The organism is Methylobacterium sp. WL1 (assembly GCF_008000895.1).
Classification (GTDB): domain Bacteria; phylum Pseudomonadota; class Alphaproteobacteria; order Rhizobiales; family Beijerinckiaceae; genus Methylobacterium.
The window spans coordinates 609,304-623,383 of record NZ_CP042823.1 but is presented as its reverse complement, the minus strand read 5'-3'; the positions used below and the strand labels follow the sequence as shown (position 1 = coordinate 623,383).

At 70.9% G+C, this 14,080-nt stretch carries 14 protein-coding genes, 1 tRNA gene and 1 pseudogene; 5 read left to right on the top strand and 11 right to left on the bottom strand.

What is annotated here, in order from left to right:
* Positions 1 to 135 precede the first annotated feature (135 nt).
* From FVA80_RS03340 to leuC, 3 genes are all read right to left on the bottom strand, one after another.
* A complete protein-coding gene (locus FVA80_RS03340; RefSeq protein WP_147905803.1) occupies positions 136 to 657 on the bottom strand; it encodes a lipocalin-like domain-containing protein in 522 nt (173 codons plus the stop codon).
* A gap of 271 nt (positions 658 to 928) precedes the next feature.
* Positions 929 to 1,013, bottom strand: a tRNA-Leu gene (locus FVA80_RS03335).
* 82 nt (positions 1,014 to 1,095) lie between these two features.
* The gene (gene leuC, locus FVA80_RS03330) at positions 1,096 to 2,508 is read right to left on the bottom strand and encodes a 3-isopropylmalate dehydratase large subunit (protein WP_147905802.1); all 1,413 of its coding nucleotides are present in this window, start codon (positions 2,506 to 2,508) and stop codon (positions 1,096 to 1,098) included.
* A 263-nt stretch (positions 2,509 to 2,771) separates the two neighbouring features.
* On the opposite strand from leuC, the gene FVA80_RS03325 reads away from it, so the two are divergent.
* Both FVA80_RS03325 and FVA80_RS03320 read left to right on the top strand, forming a co-directional pair.
* A complete protein-coding gene (locus FVA80_RS03325) occupies positions 2,772 to 3,737 on the top strand; it encodes a 2-hydroxyacid dehydrogenase (protein WP_147905801.1) in 966 nt (321 codons plus the stop codon).
* Between the two features lie 190 nt (positions 3,738 to 3,927).
* Complete coding sequence (locus tag FVA80_RS03320) at positions 3,928 to 4,629, top strand: AprI/Inh family metalloprotease inhibitor (protein ID WP_147938125.1); 702 nt, start codon at positions 3,928 to 3,930, stop codon at positions 4,627 to 4,629.
* Positions 4,630 to 4,733: 104 nt separating this feature from the next.
* Here FVA80_RS03320 and FVA80_RS03315 read toward each other — a convergent pair whose 3' ends face one another.
* From FVA80_RS03315 to FVA80_RS03300, 4 genes and pseudogenes are all read right to left on the bottom strand, one after another.
* A complete protein-coding gene (locus FVA80_RS03315) occupies positions 4,734 to 5,360 on the bottom strand; it encodes a cytochrome b (protein WP_147905799.1) in 627 nt (208 codons plus the stop codon).
* Between the two features lie 147 nt (positions 5,361 to 5,507).
* Positions 5,508 to 6,080 carry an NAD(P)H-dependent oxidoreductase gene (locus FVA80_RS03310; protein WP_147905798.1) on the bottom strand — a complete coding sequence of 191 codons (573 nt, stop codon included), beginning with the start codon at positions 6,078 to 6,080 and terminating at the stop codon, positions 5,508 to 5,510.
* Between the two features lie 213 nt (positions 6,081 to 6,293).
* Complete coding sequence (locus FVA80_RS03305) at positions 6,294 to 6,953, bottom strand: 50S ribosomal protein L11 methyltransferase (protein ID WP_147905797.1); 660 nt, start codon at positions 6,951 to 6,953, stop codon at positions 6,294 to 6,296.
* 2 nt (positions 6,954 to 6,955) lie between these two features.
* Positions 6,956 to 8,117, bottom strand: a pseudogene (locus tag FVA80_RS03300) (glycosyltransferase family 4 protein).
* A 236-nt stretch (positions 8,118 to 8,353) separates the two neighbouring features.
* On the opposite strand from FVA80_RS03300, the gene FVA80_RS03295 reads away from it, so the two are divergent.
* A complete protein-coding gene (locus FVA80_RS03295; protein WP_147905822.1) occupies positions 8,354 to 9,577 on the top strand; it encodes a DNA topoisomerase IB in 1,224 nt (407 codons plus the stop codon).
* Positions 9,578 to 9,881: 304 nt separating this feature from the next.
* Here the strand turns inward: FVA80_RS03295 and FVA80_RS03290 are convergent, their stop codons facing one another.
* Both FVA80_RS03290 and FVA80_RS03285 read right to left on the bottom strand, forming a co-directional pair.
* Complete coding sequence (locus FVA80_RS03290; protein ID WP_147905795.1) at positions 9,882 to 10,550, bottom strand: response regulator transcription factor; 669 nt, start codon at positions 10,548 to 10,550, stop codon at positions 9,882 to 9,884.
* A 214-nt stretch (positions 10,551 to 10,764) separates the two neighbouring features.
* Positions 10,765 to 11,661, bottom strand: a complete 897-nt coding sequence (locus FVA80_RS03285) for a diguanylate cyclase (RefSeq protein WP_147905794.1) — start codon at positions 11,659 to 11,661, stop codon at positions 10,765 to 10,767.
* Between the two features lie 78 nt (positions 11,662 to 11,739).
* Here FVA80_RS03285 and FVA80_RS03280 point away from each other — a divergent pair, with 78 nt between their 5' ends.
* Positions 11,740 to 12,096: a hypothetical protein gene (locus FVA80_RS03280; RefSeq protein ID WP_147905793.1), complete on the top strand. Its 357-nt coding sequence runs from the start codon at positions 11,740 to 11,742 to the stop codon at positions 12,094 to 12,096.
* Here the strand turns inward: FVA80_RS03280 and FVA80_RS03275 are convergent.
* Positions 12,068 to 12,400 (bottom strand): hypothetical protein, encoded by a 333-nt coding sequence (locus FVA80_RS03275; protein ID WP_147905792.1) that lies wholly within the window; start codon positions 12,398 to 12,400, stop codon positions 12,068 to 12,070. The genes FVA80_RS03280 and FVA80_RS03275 overlap by 29 nt on opposite strands.
* Before the next feature lie 110 nt (positions 12,401 to 12,510).
* Positions 12,511 to 12,750, bottom strand: a complete 240-nt coding sequence (locus tag FVA80_RS03270) for a hypothetical protein (RefSeq protein ID WP_147905791.1) — start codon at positions 12,748 to 12,750, stop codon at positions 12,511 to 12,513.
* A gap of 269 nt (positions 12,751 to 13,019) precedes the next feature.
* Between FVA80_RS03270 and ruvB the strand changes: the two genes are divergently transcribed.
* Positions 13,020 to 14,069, top strand: a complete 1,050-nt coding sequence (ruvB, locus tag FVA80_RS03265) for a Holliday junction branch migration DNA helicase RuvB (protein WP_147854170.1) — start codon at positions 13,020 to 13,022, stop codon at positions 14,067 to 14,069.
* Positions 14,070 to 14,080 lie beyond the last annotated feature (11 nt).

Here is a 14,080-nt window from a genome sequence, read left to right as displayed (position 1 = left end):
TCTGGCGCGGCGGCGTGTTCACCGCGTCTTAGAGGATGAGGTCTGAAAGGACAATCTGTGGTGTAGGACAAACGCCGCCGCCTGTCCTGTGCGGAACATGCGGGGTGCGCGCGGGCGGCATGGCGGGAGCCGCCCTTATCGGCTGCGCCGGAATCGGATGATGCTGCGCGAGAGTCGGCCGGCATCCCAGTTGGGCATGATCCGCCAGGGCGTCGTCACGTCGGCCTCGTCGCCATGGATCTTGATCGTCCGCCGCTGCTCGGTGTTGACCCATTCCGGCGCCCAGGCGGTCTGGACCGTCGTGATCCATTGGTCGCCCTCGATCCGGTAGCGGCCGATATAGGCGACCAGCGTCTTCATCAGCGCCGCGCGATCGGCATCGGTCTCGGCCGGCTTGCGGTCGGTGCCCTCGAGGTTGAACGCGACCCAGCCATCCGGGGTAAAGATCACCCGGCCCCGCGGCGCGCTGCCCATCGCGTCGATGAGCGACCCGGTCGCCTTGTCCTCGACCTGGTAGGAGACGAGTTCCCAGGTTCCGACGATCTTCTCGGCGAGATCGCCCTCGTCCGCCTGGATCTGCGGCTGGGCGTCGGCGGCCTGGCCTGGCGACGCGGCCATGAGCAACGCGGCCGCGAGCGTCGCGGAGAACTTCGTCATCCGGTGATTCTCCTTCCGGCCCGCTTCGCCTGCAGCCCCGGGAACCGGAGCCGTTCCGACGGGTGGCCATGCAGTCCGCGCGAATCGGGCGACACCGGGATACGGCGTGCGGCCCTGTCGTGACAGGTCTCGGTCGCGCGGGGCTGGGTTCGGATGATGGCGCACGGCTTCGATCGACAGGGATCCGAAGCGGCACCGACCGGCAGCGATGGCCGGTCGCGTATCATAGTCGGGAGGGAGAGTTGTGCGGATCAGCGCTTTAGGCGGCTGATGGTGCCCAGGAAAGGACTCGAACCTTCACCTCTTGCAAGACTGGTACCTGAAACCAGCGCGTCTACCAATTCCGCCACCTGGGCTCGCCGTCGGCCACTGGCCGGCGACGGCTTCGTTTATGCGGACGCGTGGGGTCCGTCAATCGCGATTTGTGCCTTTTGCGCCTCAGCCGCGCGGCCAATCCCGGATGTCCACGAACCGGCCGGCGACCGCGGCCGCCGCCGCCATGGCCGGCGAGACCAGGTGCGTGCGTCCGCGATGGCCCTGACGGCCCTCGAAGTTGCGGTTCGAGGTCGAGGCGCAGCGCTCCAGCGGGTTGAGCCGGTCGGCGTTCATCCCGAGGCACATGGAGCAGCCCGGCTCGCGCCAGTCGAAGCCCGCCGCCTTCAGCACCCGATCGATGCCTTCGGCCTCGGCCTGCGCCTTCACCAGCCCCGAGCCCGGGACCACCATGGCGGACACGCTCTCGTGCACCTTGCGACCCTCGACCATCTGGGCGACGACCCGCAGGTCCTCGATCCGGCCGTTGGTGCAGGAGCCGATGAACACCCGGTCCAGGGTGATGTCGGTGATCGGCGTGCCCGGGGTCAGGCCCATATAGGCCAGCGCCTTCTCCTTGGACTGGCGCTTGTTCTCGTCCACGATCGCCGCCGGATCCGGCACGCGGCCGCGCACCGAGATCACGTCCTCCGGGCTGGTGCCCCAGCTGACGATCGGCGGCAGGCTCGCGGCGTCGAGGCGCACCTCGCGGTCGAAGAACGCGCCCTCGTCGGTGAGCAGGCTCTCCCAGTAGGCCCGGGCCTTGTCGAACGCCGCGCCCTTGGGGGCCTTCGGGCGATCCTTGACGTAGGCGTAGGTCGTGGCGTCCGGCGCCACCAGGCCGGCGCGGGCGCCGCCCTCGATCGACATGTTGCAGATGGTCATCCGCCCCTCCATCGAGAGGGCGCGGATCGCTTCGCCGGCATACTCGATCACGTGGCCGGTGCCGCCCGCCGTGCCGATCTCGCCGATGATCGCCAGGATGATGTCCTTGGCGCCCACGCCGGGCGGCAGCGCGCCGTCCACCGTGACGCGCATGTTCTTGGCCTTGTTCTGCACCAGCGTCTGCGTGGCGAGCACGTGCTCGACCTCCGAGGTGCCGATGCCGTGCGCCAGTGCCCCGAAGGCGCCGTGCGTCGAGGTGTGCGAATCCCCGCACACGATCGTCTGGCCGGGCAGCGTGAAGCCCTGCTCGGGCCCGATGATGTGGACGATGCCCTGGCGCACATCGAGGGCGTCGTAGAACTCGATGCCGAAGTCGCGCACGTTCTCGGCCAGCGCCTCGAGCTGGGTGCGGCTCTCGGGATCGTCGATGCCCTTCGACCGGTCGGTGGTCTGGACGTTGTGATCCACCACCGCCAGCGTCTTCTCGGGATGGCGCACCTTGCGCCCGGCCACGCGTAGACCCTCGAACGCCTGCGGACTCGTGACTTCGTGAACGAGGTGCCGGTCGATGTAGAGGAGGCTGGTGCCGTCCGGCTGGACATCGACGACGTGGTCGTCCCAGATCTTGTCGTAGAGGGTGCGCGGGCTGGTCATCGGTTTTCGTCTTCGAATGGGATCGGTGCAGAGCTCTCGCGATAATGCGTCTTCCTTAGTAGGCATCGCGGGCGAATTTCGAAAGGGGCGAGTCCTCGTCTCGTCGTGTCCTGGTCCCGTCGTGTCTTCGCCCTGCCGCACGGCGCCGGCCGCCGGATGTCACCGCCCGGGGCCGGGCATGGCTGGCGCCGGACCGGCGGCAGGCCCTATGCCGAATCCAAACCGCCGGTCGCAGCAGCGAGCGGCCAAACAGGGAGTGTGAGATGTCCGAAGCGCCGCCCGAGATCCTGCTGCTCAAGACGATGCATCCGCTGGTCGAGGCCGCCTTCGAGGAGCGCTTCACCGTGCACCGGCTCGCGGGCGTCGCGGATCCGAACGCCAAGCTGGCCGAGATCGGGCCGCGGATCCGGGGGCTCTGCGTCGGCGGCCAAGTCGATGCCGCCCTGATGGAGCGGCTGCCGAAGCTCGAACTGATCGCCAATTTCGGCGTCGGCTACGACGGCGTCGACGCGGTCGAGGCGCATCGGCGCGGCATCGTCGTCACCAACACGCCCGACGTGCTCACCGACGAGGTCGCCGATCTCGCCGTCGGCCTGGTGCTGGCGACCGTCCGGCGGCTCCCGCAGGCGGACCGCTACCTGCGGGCGGGCCACTGGCCGAAGGCGCCGTTCCCGCTCACCGCGTCCCTGCGCGGGAGGCGGGTCGGCATCCTGGGGCTCGGCCGGATCGGGCAGGCGATCGCCCATCGCCTGGAGAGCTTCGGCGTCACGATCGACTATCACGGCCGCAGCCGGAAGGCGGGCATCGCCTACACCTATCACGACAGCCTGATCGCCATGGCGCGGGCGGTCCACATCCTGATCGTGGTCGCCCCCGGGGGCGACGACACCCGCAAGCTGGTGGATGCCGCCGTCCTGGAGGCACTGGGACCCGAGGGCATCCTGATCAACGTCGCCCGCGGCAGCCTCGTCGACGAGGCTGCGCTGATCGCCGCGCTTCAGGCGGGCACGATCCTGGGGGCCGGCCTCGACGTGTTCGAGAACGAGCCGCACGTGCCGGCGGAGCTGGCCGCCCTCGACAAGACCGTGCTGCTGCCGCATGTCGGCTCAGCCTCCGAGCATACCCGCACGGCGATGGCCCAACTCGTGGTCGACAACGTGTTGTCGTGGTTCGAGGGTCGGGGCCCGCTGACCCCCGTGACCGAGACACCCTGGAGCCCGCCCGCGTGAGACCCGTACAGGCTGCGCTGCTCGCCGCCCTGGCCCTGGCGCCGCGGCCGGCGACGGCGCAGGAGGACTTCGCCGCCCCTCCACGGCCCCCGAGCCGAGCCTCCTGGACCCGGGGACGCTCGCCGCGCCCCCGACGGCGATACAAGCGGCCCCCCCTGCCCCGCCGAGCCTCCCCGAGCGGCTCAGCGAGGTGCCGGGGACCTGGGACCTGTCGCGCGACGGCACCAACCGCCGCTGCGTCATGACCCTGCGGAGCGAGAACGGCGAGGCCGGCCAGCGCATCAGCTTCCCGGCCGGGTGCCGGCGCGCCCTGCCGATCGTGAACGGCGTCGCCGGCTGGCTGTTCAGCGACCGGGGCGTGCGCCTGGTGGACCGGAACGTCCGCCCGATCCTCGAATTCGTCCGGCGGCCGGACCAGCGCAGCCTCGTCGCCAAGCCGGACGGTGGCGAGACCTACAGCCTGGTGCCCCTCGACATCGCGGCGATGCGCCCGCCCGCTCCCCCAGCCATCGCGGGGATCGAGGCGGCGCCCGCAACGAACGCTCCGCTGCAGACGGCGCCGTCGGTGCCCGCCGAACTGCAGCGCACCACGGCCGCGACCGCCACGGCGGCGCCGGGGCCCGCGCCGGGCACCTACGCCCTCGATCGATTCCAGGAGCGCGACACCTGCCGGATCACCCTCGACGGGGCCGGCGGCGGCGTCCACGTGGTCCCGGGCTGCCACGATGGCGGGCTCGAAGTGTTCGATCCCGTCCGCTGGCGCTACGCCAACGGCCGCATGACGCTCACCGCCAAGCGCGGCCACACCATCGACTTGGTGCCGAGCGGCGACGGCCGCTGGCGGCGCGAGCCCGAGGTCGGGACGACCTTCGTGCTGCGCCGGGTCGACTGATCCGAGCGCCGTTCCCGGTCGCGGTGCGATCGGGGACGGCGTTCAGTCCTGGATGTGACGCGCTCGCCGACGCCCTGCCGGTATCCACCCCGGCGGCGACCGCCTCAACGCAATCCGCGCCCGTCCTGGACCGGAAGCATCCGCTCCAGCAGGCCGTCCCGGCGGATCATGAGGTGCCAGGCCGTGCCGGCGACGTGCAGCAGCACCAGGGCGTAGACGAACCATTGCCCGACGAGGTGGATCGACTCGGCGATCTTCTGCGCGCCGTCGTCCTTGGTCAGGCCCGGGATGGTGAACAGCCAGAAATACGGCGTGGACCGTCCCGAGAGCGCGCTCAGCAGGTAGCCGCTGATCGGCATGATCAGGAAGATCGCGTAGAGCAGCCAATGGTTGACGCGACCGATCAGCGTCAGCAGCCGTGGCGCCTGGGGATCCGGCGGCGCCGGCCGGATCATGCGCCAGACGATCCGCAGGACCACGATCGCCAGGATCGTCAGCCCGACCGATTTGTGGAGAACGAACAGGCTGCCCTTGGCGGGGTCCGGCGGCAGGCTCACCGCCACCCAGGCCAGCGGCAGGACCGCCAGCGCCAGGGCCGCCGTGACCCAGTGCAGCGCCTGCGACACCGGATGGTGGCGCGGCAGGCCGGACGCCGTGACGTAGGTGGCGGGAAGCGGCGCGCCCGCCTTCCGGTCCGCCTTCTTGCCGGCCGAGATGATTGAACCTGCCATGATCCCTCGCGGATGGGCTTCGTCCACCGCGGGCTGGAACGGACAGGCGAACTCAACCCACGCCGGGCCCGATCACGGTTTAGAACGATGCCATTCTGACGGTGTAGAACCGCTCCCGGCCCGCTGCAAACCGGCGACGCTCCCGCGTCAGGCCGCCGCGCCGGCGTCGATCGCCCGGGCCACGTCCAAGAGCGCGGCCAGCTCCACCGCCGCCGCGGCGAGGCGGGCCGCCACGGTGGCGTCGGTGATCTGCCCGTCGGCCATGTCCTCGGGGCCGGCATAGACCGAGGTCGGTGCGACGTGGGCCGCGAAGAAGCCGAACAGCGGGCGCAGGCCGTGCTCGACCACCAGGGCGTGGCGCAGGCCGCCGCCCGTGGCGGTGAGCACCACCGGCATACCCGCCATCCGCGCCGGATCGACGAAGTCGAAGACGTGCTTGAACAGCCCGGCATAGCCGCCCTGGTAGACCGGCGTCCCGACGATCAGGGCGTCCGCGCCCTCGATCGCCGCGATCAGGTGCGCCGCCGGCAGGGGCAGGTCCTCGCGCAGCGACGCCCCGATGCCCGGGCCAGCATCGACCAGATCGTAGACGGTCAGCTCGATCCGGCGCAGCCGCCCGAGCTCGGCGCCGACCGCCGTCACGAGATCGCGGGTCCGCGACGGTCGTTTGGCACTCCCGGAGAAGGCGACGACACGGGGAAGGCTCGGCTTGACGCTCACGACTCGACGCTCACCTGGACATAATCTTTCAGACGCCGCGCGCCCGGAGGCGGGATACGCGCAAATCTCGAGCCCGCCGAGCGCCCGGCGACGCATCTTTCGGAGGCGCGCCCGCATCTCGCGGTCCGGCTGCACGGTAACGCATTCCGGCCTGGGATGAAGCCTCGATGCCGCGGCCGGATCGATTGGACGCGCGACGCGCGGGCCATCGTCTCACCCGCGCAGCCGCCAGACGTGGCTCTGCTTGATCTCGGCGTCTTCGAGGGCGCGGGAGACCGGCACCGCGTAGGTCGCCAGGCATTCCAGGCGCTCGCGCGGCAGGTAGGTCCGCCCCGGGTCGCCGATCAGCACCGTCACCCCGCCCGCCTGCAGGTCGATGAGCCAGGCCGTCACCGCCTGGGCGAGGTCGCGCTCGTAGAACACGTCGGCGGCGAGCACGAGGTCGGCCTCCGGCCGCGTCCCGAGGAGGTCGGCCGAGACCGGGGCGATCCGGCCGGCCACGCCGTTGGCGGCGGCATTGATGCCGATCGCCGCCACGGCGAACGGGTCGAGGTCGCTGGCGACGACGTGCCGCGCGCCCGCCCGGGCCGCGGCGATCGCCACCAGGCCGGAGCCGGAAGCGAAGTCCACGGCCCGGCGCCCGCGGGCCACCTCGGGATGGTCGAGGATGTAGCGGGCGAGCGCCTGCCCGCCCGCCCAGGCGAAGGCCCAGAACGGCGGCGGCAGCCCGATCGCCTGCAATTCGTCCTCGGTCTTCTGCCAGAGCTCGGTCGCCTCGTCGGCGACGTGGAGGCGGATCTCGGGCGCGTAGGGAACCGGCAGCAGCCGCGTGTTGGCCTGGATGAAGCCCTGCGGATCGTCCGGGGCGCGCATCGTCAGGCGTCCAGCAGGTCGCGCCAGACGGCGCAGACCTGATCGGTGACGGCGGCCTCGGTGAAGCCGCCCGCCTCGATCCGCGCCCGCGCCGCCGCGCCGAACGTCGCGACCTCGGCCGGATCGTTGCACAGCCGGACCAGGGCGTCGGCCAGGGCCGGGCGTCGCCGGGGGCACGAGCAGGCCCTCGATGCCGTCACGCACGAGGCTCCGGCAGCCCGGGACATCCGTGGTAACGAGCGCCCGGCCGCAGGCGCCGGCTTCGAGCAGGGTCCGCGGAAGCCCCTCCCCGCCCCGGGACGGCAGGCACGCGACATGGTGTCCGGCCCAGATTGCGGCGACATCCTCGGTGGGGCCGTGCCAGGCGACGCCGTCGCGGCTCCACCCCCGCAACGTCGCCGCGTCGATCGAGCGGCGGTTCGACGGATCGGGCGCCCCGTACAGGGCGAGCTCCACGGCTGCGCCCCGGGACCGGGCCAGGCGGGTCGCCTCCACGGCCACGTCGACGCCCTTGGACCAGAGCATGCGCGCCACCAGGGCGACCTTCAGGGGCGGTACCGGCGGCATCGGCTGCGGTGCGAACGCGGCGAGGGCGACGCCGGCGCCGCCGACCACCGTCACGGACCGATCGGACGGGTCGAGGCCGAGCGCCAGCGCGTCGTCCGGATTCTCGAACAGGAAGCGGGTCCGCGCCGACGCCAGCGGACCCCGGATCAGCGCCTTCAGCCCGAGGCGCGCGACGCGCCCGATCCGGTCCGCGCGGGCGCCGACGAGGCCGAGCCCGGTCAGCGCGTAGACCCGCGCCGGGATGCCGGCCATGGCGGCCGCGGTGCCGCCCACCAGGATGCTGCGCAGGGCGATGCAGTGGACGATGTCGGCCTCGAGCGCCTTCAGGATCCCGGCGAGCTGCCCGGCCGCATAGCCGGCGGTCATCGGGTTGAGGCTTGCCCGCTCGGCCTCCAGCGGCACGACGCGGGCCCCCGTCGCCTCGATGGCGGCGCGGTGCGCCCGCACCCGGGTGACGACGGCGACCGACAGGCCCATGCCGATCGCGGCACGCGCCATCGGCAGGAAGTGGGAGGCGAAGAACCAATCCTCGGTGACCACGAAGACCAGACTTCGCTTGGGATTGGTGAGGGGGTCGCGGGCGGGTTCGAGGTCCATCAATCCTGTCTAGCGCATCGGGCCGGATACCGGAACCGGCACGATGCGCTAGCGCCTTGATCCGCATCGTCTTTTTCCGGAAGCCGGCGGCCCGCTTGCGGAACGAGGCTTTTCGCATGGCCCACGGCGCCGGCCTGCGGCGGATGCGCAGGCCCGGAACGGCCCACCTGCGCCGCCGGTTGACCGGGGCCTTCTCGCCGGGTGTCACCCCGGCGGCGTATCCGGGAGGGGCGGCCATGGCGGACACCGAGACTGACCAAAGCGGCGGAACCCTGCGCGCGGCGGCCGAGGAAGCCGGCCTCGTCTACGTCGATGACGGCCTGCCGGGCCTCACCCGCAAGCGCAGCGGCACCGGTTTCCGCTACCTGGATGCGAAGGGCGCGCCGGTGCGCGACAAGCGGATCCTCGCCCGCATCCGTGCCTTGGCGATCCCCCCGGCCTACACCGATGTCTGGATCTGCCCGCGCAGCAACGGCCACATCCAGGCCACCGGCCGGGATGCCAAGGGGCGCAAGCAATACCGCTACCACGCCGACTTCCGGCAGGCCCGCGAGGAGAACAAGTTCTCGCGGATCATGGCCTTCGCGGACGCCCTGCCGGGCATCCGCCAGCGGGTCGATGCCGACATGAAGCGTCAGGGTCTGTGCCGCGAGAAGGTTCTGGCCACGGTGGTCCACCTGCTCGAGACCACGCTGATCCGCGTCGGCAACGACGATTACGCCCGCACCAACAAGAGCTACGGCCTGACGACATTGCGCGATCCGCATGTCCGAATCGCGGGGGCCGAGCTGTCGTTCCGGTTCAAGGGCAAGAGCGGCAAGACCTGGGACGTGTCGCTGAAGGACCGGCGCGTCGCCCGGATCGTGAAGGCCTGCCAGGACCTGCCCGGGCAGGAGCTGTTCCAGTACATCGACGGCGAGGGCGTGCAGCGCGACGTGACCTCGTCGGACGTGAACGCGTATCTGCGCGAGGTCACGGGCGAGGATTTCACCGCCAAGGATTTCCGGACCTGGGCCGGGACGGTCTTGGCGGCGCTGGCCTTGCGCGAGTTCGAGAGCTTCGACAGCGAGGCGGGGGCCAAGCGCAACGTCCGCGCGGCGATCGAGAGCGTCGCCGGGCGCCTGGGCAACACGCCGACGATCTGCCGGAAGTGCTACATCCACCCCCAGGTCCTCGATTGCTACCTCGAAGGCGACCTCCTGATTCAGGTGCAGGACGCGGTCGAGACCGAGCTGAGCGGGGACCTCGGCAAGCTCCGCTCCGAGGAGGCCGCGGTGCTCGGCCTGCTGCAGGCCCGGCTCGCCGCCTCGCGGGACGCCGCCGAGGCGGGCAAGCCGGTCAAGCCCGGCGCGACTCCGGCCCGCAAACGGAGCAAGACGGCAGCCCGGGCCAAGGCGGCAGCCCTGGTCAAAAAAACCGCCGGGCGGTCCCGCACTGCGGCGCAAGCCGGTGCCACGTAAGCCGTTTTTGGTGTCGGACGGCGCGGCTTCGCTGTGAGGCCTGTGTCCGACCGATTCACGCGGTGGCGACACGCGTTGGCCGACTTCGCTGCCCCCGGTGTCTGACGCGCGCTCCTATCCCGGACGCCCGGAACGTTGATCCGGAACCCGGAAGAGAAAGGGCCGCGCGGCGGCACGATCAAGACCAAGGCGGACGCTTCGCATCGTCTCGTGCTGGGTCCCGAATCGCATTCCGGTCGCGCTGCAGGCGCCCGGGCAAGGACGTAGGGGGGCAGCCCCCGCATTGGGCTGCCCGGGATCCCGGTCAATGCCGGGACTGGTTGCCGCCGGACCCGCCGCGACGGTTCGGGTCGCTGTCGACCACCGGGGCCAGACCGAGCTGGCGCGCCAGCGAGACCAGGTCCTTGAGCCGTCCAGTCTGCGTCTTCCGGCGCAGGTTGAGCCGGTGCGTCTCCACGGTCCGCACGCTGAGCGCGAGGCGACGGGCAACCTCCTTGTTGCTGAAGCCCGAGCTGAGGAAGCGCAGCACCTCCGCCTCGCGCGGCGTGAGCCCGAGGCTGTCGCCCTGCTCCGCCGGCATCGCGGCCTGCTGCTCCGGGGGAACGAGACACTCCGATCCCTCGGCCAGGGCGAGCAGGGCGGCGCCCAGCTCCCGCGGTGACTTCGACCGGGCCACGAAGGCGTCGGCACCCGCCGCCAGCAGCGCCCGGAGGTCGTCGGCGGTGAGTGCCCCGAAAGCTACGAGGGTGCGCAGGTTCGGCTGCCGCTCCTTCAAGCCGACGAGACGCGCGATCCCATCCGCCAGCCGGATCTCGTCGAGGAAGATCAGCGCGACCGCGGATCCGGCATCGGCCCGGTCCAAGTCTTCTTCGCCGATCGTGTGAAACTCCGGCATATGCTCCAGAGTGGCGCGCACAGTCGCGCTCAGGTCCTGCGGTTCATCCAGGATCAGGACGCCAACGGCCGTACTCATGACCTCGCACCTTTCGTCTCCCGGCGATACAAAGGGGCCGGGATCGGATGCGTAGTTCCAAGATCCATTCCACGAGTTTGGGGCGAATATTAAGCTTTATATTCGCGGAATCGGGCGATTCCTGTCTTCGTGCTCCAAATTGGTGTGACAATATGGGTTGCCGTCTTTAACCATGCCGCGGCGATGCGTCCCAGACTGGGGCGGCTCGGCCGTCTCAGCTTGCGACGGCCAAGGTGGCCTCGCCCTGGTACGGCACGACGCGGTTACGCCCGCCGCTCTTGGCCGCGTAGAGCGCGAGGTCGGCCCGCTTGAGCAGGGCGTTGACGTCGTCGCCTTCGACCCAGGTGCTCACGCCGAAGCTGCAGGTGAAGCCGATTGCATGCCGGCTGCCGCGGATACGCAGAGCCTGAACGGCTTCCCGCAGACGCTCGGCCCGGGCGGTCGCCTCCTCAAGGCTCAACCCCGGGAGGGCGATGCCGAATTCCTCGCCGCCCAGGCGGCCGCCGATGCCGGCCCCGGCGATGAGCTCGGCCATGGCCTTGATGGCGACGTCGCCGACATCGTGGCCGTGCTCGTCGTTGATCCGCTTGAAATGGTCGATGTCGGCCAGGATCGCCGAGATCCGGGCCGGGCGCCCGCTCTGCTCGGCGGCGAGGCGCACCCGGTCGAAGAAGGCGCGCCGGTTGAAGACCCCGGTGAGCGGATCGGTCTCGGCGAGGCGGATCAGCTCCTCCTGCATGGTGATCATGCGCTCGGCCGCGCGCAAGCGTGCGTTCAGCTCCTCGGCGCTCGGCGGTTTCTCGATGAAGTCGTCGGCGCCGCTGTCGAGGGCCTCGGCCAGGCTGCGAACGTTGCGGGCGGACGACATGGTGATGACGTGCAGCGGCCTGCGCTCCTCGGCGAGCAGCCGCGCGGACCAGCAGAGTTCGAGGCCGCAGAGCGGCCGGACCTCGACGCTGGTGATCAGGACGCGGACTGACGGGGTGGCGGCGAGGTGTCGCAGCGCCTGTTCGGAATCCGTGAACGCGTGGACCTCGTGGCCGCGTGGCTCGATCAGGGATGCGATGATCTGGAGGACGACGCGGCTCGAATCGACGACGACGATCTGCATGGCATGACCCGGACCCGATCTCGGGTGTCTACCAGAGCAAGACTTAATTTCGACCGAACAGAGAGTGCGAATTCCAGCATGAGCGCCGTCATAACCACCCCTGACTTGCGCTATATCGTGGTCCGCGGTCGCCTGTGGCGGCGCGCCGACCCGCACCTGCCGGAGGCGCGTCGCGCAGCGCTGGTGGCCGGGCTGATGGATGCGCGCCGGGCGGTGAAGGCGGCCAAGCGCGCCGAGCGCGAGGGCGAGCCCGATGCCGCCGCCGCGATGGCCGCGGCCCGGGCCGCGGTCGACGAAGCCAAGACCGAGCTGGGCGAGCGCGGCCCGGTCTGGTGGTACGACGACGCCCCCGACCTGAACCGGCACCTGGTCCGGAATACGCCCTACGCCGACTGGTTCGCGGCGCTCAGCGCCGGGGAACCTGAACCGAGATGATCTGCGCGCCGGAAGCACGGCGGGCCGCCGGCTGGGCAGCGTTGATGACCGTGAGGGTCGGCGGAAGGGCCGGCGCGGCCGCGATGCCGGTGACGGTCGGGACCCCGTAGGTCCCGTAGCTCCACGGCGCCGGCACGATCTGGCTCGGCCGCGGCACCCGGGTCAGGGGCGCGCCGATATAGGTGCCGCGCACGAACGGGCCTGCAAAGCCGTCCTGGCCCGACCCGTAGGCGTAGACGCCCTGCGCGGAGGCGGGTGCGGCCACGAGGGCGGCGAGGAGCGTGAGGGCTGTCCGGGTAATCATGCGGGCGGTTCCGGGACGCGGCGCTTCAGGAACGATCGTGGGGAACCGACACGATCACTGCCCGTTCCGGGCCGCAGCCCCGGCAGAATGCGTAACGCGGCGGCGCGATGTCAGCGGCAGGTGGTGATCCGGCGGACCACCCAGCCCTCGCCCTCGATCCAGAGACGCCGCCGGGCACGGCTGCAGGTCGCGTCGTCCTCGCGCTCGACGGCGGAGATGGGATGGACCTGCTGCGGGCTGGCCTCGGCGACCTTGGTCTCGGTGCCGGCCGGGGCGGCCTCGGCCTGCGTCACGGCGGACAGGAGCAGGACGGCGCTGGCCGCACCGAAAGCCATCGATCGGAGATGCATGCGGATATTCATGGTGGAGCAGCGCCCTGCGGCCGAGTTTAAGGATTCGTCAGTGAAATGCGCGGCGCACCATTTCGGTTTCATCGAGGCCGCGTCTTCCCGGCCGGCGGCGGGCGTGACCGTGTGCTGCGGCACGGCGCCGGCCCGGCGCCGAGACGGCTCGGACGCTTAGACTTCGCAGCGCGCGCGTATTAGGAGGAACGGCCCGGACGCGACGGCTCCCGCGGACCCCTGAACCAGCGGGCGAGCCGGTCCACGAGCGAAGGTCCATGAGCAAGCCCAAGCCCCCGACCAACGTGCTCCTGACGCCGGAGAAGCGCGCCGAGGACGTGGATCAGACGATCCGGCCGCTGAGCCTGTCCGAATTCATCGGGCAGAAGGCCGCACGCGCCAACATGCAGATCTTCATCGAGGCGGCCAAGATGACCGGCCAGGCCCTCGATCACGTGCTGTTCGTCGGGCCGCCCGGGCTCGGCAAGACCACGCTGGCCCAGATCGTCGCCCGCGAACTCGGGGTGAACTTCCGCTCGACCTCGGGCCCGGTCATCGCGAAGGCCGGCGACCTCGCGGCGCAGCTGACCAACCTCGAGGAGCGCGACGTGCTCTTCATCGACGAGATCCACCGGCTCAACCCGGCCGTGGAGGAGATCCTCTACCCGGCCATGGAGGATTACCAGCTCGACCTGATCATCGGCGAGGGGCCGGCGGCGCGCTCGGTGAAGATCGAGCTGCCGAAGTTCACGCTCGTCGGCGCCACCACCCGGGCGGGCCTGCTGACGACGCCCCTGCGCGACCGGTTCGGCATCCCGATCCGGCTCGAGTTCTACGAGATCGACGAACTTGAGAAGATCGTCGCCCGCGGCGCCCGGGTGCTCGGGCTCGGCATGTCGCCGGAAGGTGCCAACGAGATCGCCCGGCGGGCCCGGGGCACGCCGCGCATCGCCGGCCGGCTGCTGCGGCGGGTGCGCGACTTCGCGATCGTGGCCGAGGCCGAGACGGTGACGCGCGCCATCGCCGACCGGGCGCTGAAGCTGCTCGACGTCGATTCGGTCGGCCTCGACGTGATGGACCGCAAGTACCTGACGTTGATCGCCACCTCGTTCGGCGGCGGCCCGGTGGGGATCGAGACGATCGGGGCCGCCCTGTCCGAGCCGCGCGACGCGATCGAGGACATCATCGAGCCCTATCTGATCCAACGCGGCTTCGTGCAGCGCACGCCCCGGGGCCGAGTGCTCACCAAGCACGCGTTCCGGCACATGGGCTTTGCCGAGCCGCGACGTCAGCAGGACGGCCTGTTCGACGACGGCGACGCCGCCTGAGCCGGATCTCC